The 3,526-nt window shown below is 64.0% G+C and carries 3 protein-coding genes; 1 reads left to right on the plus strand and 2 read right to left on the minus strand.

Annotated features, from left to right (window positions below):
* Positions 1-282 precede the first annotated feature (282 nt).
* Positions 283-702 carry a YkvA family protein gene (locus tag BMW72_RS18065; protein ID WP_092113110.1) on the plus strand — a complete coding sequence of 140 codons (420 nt, stop codon included), beginning with the start codon at positions 283-285 and terminating at the stop codon, positions 700-702.
* 94 nt (positions 703-796) lie between these two features.
* Here the strand turns inward: BMW72_RS18065 and istB are convergent, their stop codons facing one another.
* Entirely contained in the window at positions 797-1,615 is an 819-nt protein-coding gene (gene istB / locus BMW72_RS18070) for an IS21-like element helper ATPase IstB (protein WP_092113113.1), read from the minus strand.
* The gene (istA, locus tag BMW72_RS18075; protein ID WP_092113115.1) at positions 1,612-3,285 is read right to left on the minus strand and encodes an IS21 family transposase; all 1,674 of its coding nucleotides are present in this window, start codon (positions 3,283-3,285) and stop codon (positions 1,612-1,614) included. Before istA ends, istB begins: the two co-directional genes overlap by 4 nt.
* Positions 3,286-3,526: the final 241 nt, after the last annotated feature.

Here is a 3,526-nt window from a genome sequence, read left to right on the forward strand (position 1 = left end):
GGTTCGGCGGATTCAACCGGTCGTCGCAACGATGGGTATTTCTGGCTCTGACAGTAGTCGTTGCATGGCTTGAGTGGGTGTGATGCCGCCGAGTGGCTATGTCAACCCAAGTCGAACCCACCAGGGCAATCTAAGCCGGACCCACTTCGGGCGAAGCGGGGTGTCGCGGGCAACCTAACCGGGACCCACCTCCACCGTTGTTGCGGTCATCCTCTGGGAGAATGGTGTCATGAGGACTTCCACCAATCCGAACGCCGGCGCAGTCCCTGAGGATTCGTAGTCGTGTCGGAGTGGTGGCAGGTTGTGGTCGGCGTCGTCGGCGGGCTGGTCCTGTTCTGGCTGGTGCTTGTCCTTGTGCTGTGGTTCGAGCAACGCAAACACTCGGGTCGTGCGTCGCTGGTGGATCTTCTTCGTCTCGCCCCGGACGTCGTGCGCCTGCTGAAGCGTCTCGCCTCAGACAGCTCCGTGCCGATCGGGGTCCGGATCTGGTTGGGCGTGCTGTTGGTGTATCTGATCTCGCCTATCGACCTCATCCCGGATTTCATCCCGGTGTTGGGATATGCCGACGACGCGTTGGTCGTAGCGATCGCTCTCCGATTCGCGACCAGGCGCGCGGGCAGTGATTCCATCACGAAGCACTGGCCGGGGACCCCGGCTGGTCTGGCTGCTGTTCTGCGTCTGGCAGGGTTGCCCTCGTCCTGATTCAGGTGGAACACCGCCCGGTCGGGCTCGTTCTGTCAGCCCTCACGGGCGAGCAGCCGTCGAACACGACGACTGCTTCTGTTGACCAAGGCCTTCAGACGGGCGTCTGCTCTTGCTGTCTTTGCATGTGGGCAAGGCGATAGGAGTCGGTGCCAGTTTCGATGATCGTCCCGCCGAAGGTGAGTCGGTCCACGATCGCCGCGCAAAGGCGGGGGTCGGTGAAGGTCTTCGTCCAGCCGGAGAATGACTCGTTCGACGCAATCGCGATCGAGTTGTTCTCTTCCCGTTCGGTGAGGACTTGGAAGAGCAGCTCGGCGCCTCGCCGGTCGAGTTCCATGTAGCCGAGTTCGTCGATCATGAGGAGGTCGACGCGGCCATAGCGGGCGATGGTGCGGGCGAGGTTCTTCTCGTCTGCGGCCTCGACCAGTTCGTTCACGAGCCGGGTCGCGAGGGTGTATTTCACTCGGAACCCTTTCTCTGCCGCCGCGGTTCCGAGGCCGATCAGCAGGTGTGATTTTCCGGTCCCGGAGTCCCCGATTAGGCACAGAGGTTGGCCTTTCCGCACCCACTCTCCGGTGGCGAGGGTGTTGATCGTCGCGGGGTTGATGTTCGGGTTGACGTCGAAATCGAAGTCGCCCAACCACTTGTCTCTGGGGAACCCGGCGGCCTTCACGCGGCGGACAGAGGAGCGTCGGTCGCGGTCATCACATTCGGCCAGCAGCAGCTCCGCGAGGAACCCTTGATAGGAGAGCTGTTCTTTCTCGGCTGCGGTCGTGGCCTCGTCGACGACGGCGCGAATCGTGGGCAGTCGAAGCTTTCGGCAGGCGCCGTCGATGGCAGCGTTCGCGGCTTCTTCGGTCAACCCTCGGCGGCGTCGGAGGGTGGTGGTGATGCTGGTGGTAGCCGAGGTCATGAGCCTGTTCCTTTCTGTCCAGCCGGGACGGCTGTGGGTGAGGTCGTGCGATCAGGTAAGCGCAGCAACTGGTCGTAGGCGAAAACGCTCGGCAACGGCCTTGTGTCAGCGGGAAGGCCAGCGATCACCGCGGCCGGGTCTGCGAGGCGGCGCTGGGTCAGACTGACGACCCGCCGCTCAGGGCCTCGAACTTCCTCGACCGGAGGACGGCCTGAACCAGCCAAGGCTTCGTGGCGACGGGCCTCGACCGCGACAACGTCCGCAGTGACAGCCCCGACCGTAAGCGCGGCCATGATCCCGCCGACGACGTCGTTCGCTGCCATTGTCCGGTGCAGCAGGAGAACATCGATCAGGGCCTTAGTGCCTCCCGCGTCACCATCCGTTTTCCGGGCGGCAGCCCAGAATGCTTCATGCGCCGAGGTGAACGCGCCCGCCGCCCGCGCGTGAGCCAGCGCTGTCGACCCTGGAAGGGCGCCGGGCTTGCGCTGGAGAACTTCGAGATAGTGGTCAAGGTTCACGCTCTGACCATGCAGAGCCACCACCCGCGGGTGCCGTGCGATCTCCGTGCGGCCGTCGAAGACGATCACCTCCGATGCCCGCAGCGCGACACGGACGGGCCGGCCGATGAACCGGGCCGGCACCGAGTAACTCGCCATCCGCACCCGGATCAGGCTCGACCGGTTCACCCGCGGAGTCAACGACAAACCAGGCTCGAACCGATCCGCGGTCACCGGAGCGAGCAGCGGTCGTTCGAGAGCGAAGTCCTGAGCGACGGTGCGGATTCGGTCGCTGATGCGCCGGTTCTCGTCGTCGAGATCCCAGCCACGGATCTGCTCATTCAACTGTTCAAGATAATCCACGACCGGCATCGGGGACAGGTGCGTGCGCCGGAACCGGCCGACTTCACCCTCGACGCCTCCCTTCTCATGGGCGCCTTCGATTCCGGGGTGGCAATAGAACGCGTCGAAACCGTAGTGCGACCGAAACAGCACCCAGCGGTCGTTCTCGGTGCGCTGCCGGCCCGTGCCGTAGATAACTTTCACGACCGCGTCGGTCAAGTTGTCGTAACGAATGTGCCGGGTCGGGATCCCGCCGATGTCCTCGAACGCATCAATATGCCCCTCAAGGAACGCCTCCTGCGCCTGCGTTGGATAGACCCGGTGAATCGCCTTCCCCGAGTAGGACAGGCGAAAGGTGAACATGTGGCACTTCGTCTTCACCCCGGCCAAGACCACCCAGACTTCCCCGAAGTCAACCTCCGCCTCAGCCCCTGGCGCGTGCTCCTGTGGGACGAACACCTCCGACAGCCTGCCCACGGCCGCATCGATCTCAGGGCGACGCCGGCGGACGTAGTTCCGGACCGTCGAATACGACAGATCCGTCGCACCGTGCTCGTCCGCGAGGCGGGCGAAGATACGCCGTGCCGTGTGCTTCTGCTTCCTCGGTGCCTCCGTGTCCAGGCGGAGCATCTCGTCGATCACTCTCTTGAACGCGTCCAGCCGCGGTGCGGACCGGACCCGCGGTTTCCGTGGCGGCGGCTCCGCCTGTAGCAGGGCCTGCCGCACCGTTGGCCGCCCGACGCCATGACGTCGGGCCAACTCCCGGATCGAGAGGCCCTCCACCCGTGCGTCACGCCGGATCTGCGCGAAAATTTTCACCCGAGACTCCATCCGAACCTCCACCCTGAGCAACCAGAAAACACGTTGCAACAACGGTGGAGGTGGGTCCCGGTTAGGTTGCCCGCGACACCCCGCTTCGCCCGAAGTGGGTCCGGCTTAGATTGCCCTGGTGGGTCCCAGTAACGCTGCCATAGTCAGCCGAGTGTTTTGCGGGGTCGATTGTTGAGTTCGGTAGCGACTTCGAGTAGCCGCTCGGGCGAATGAACGGATAAGTCGGTGCCTTTGGGGAAAT

The organism is Cryobacterium luteum (genome assembly GCF_900110125.1).
Classification (GTDB): domain Bacteria; phylum Actinomycetota; class Actinomycetes; order Actinomycetales; family Microbacteriaceae; genus Cryobacterium; species Cryobacterium luteum.

Excerpts from the sequence above, each read along its gene's own strand:
- istB (WP_092113113.1), bottom strand. The coding sequence starts at position 1,615 with ATGACCTCGGCTACCACCAGCATCACCACCACCCTCCGACGCCGCCGA.
- istA (WP_092113115.1), bottom strand. The coding sequence starts at position 3,285 with ATGGAGTCTCGGGTGAAAATTTTCGCGCAGATCCGGCGTGACGCACGG.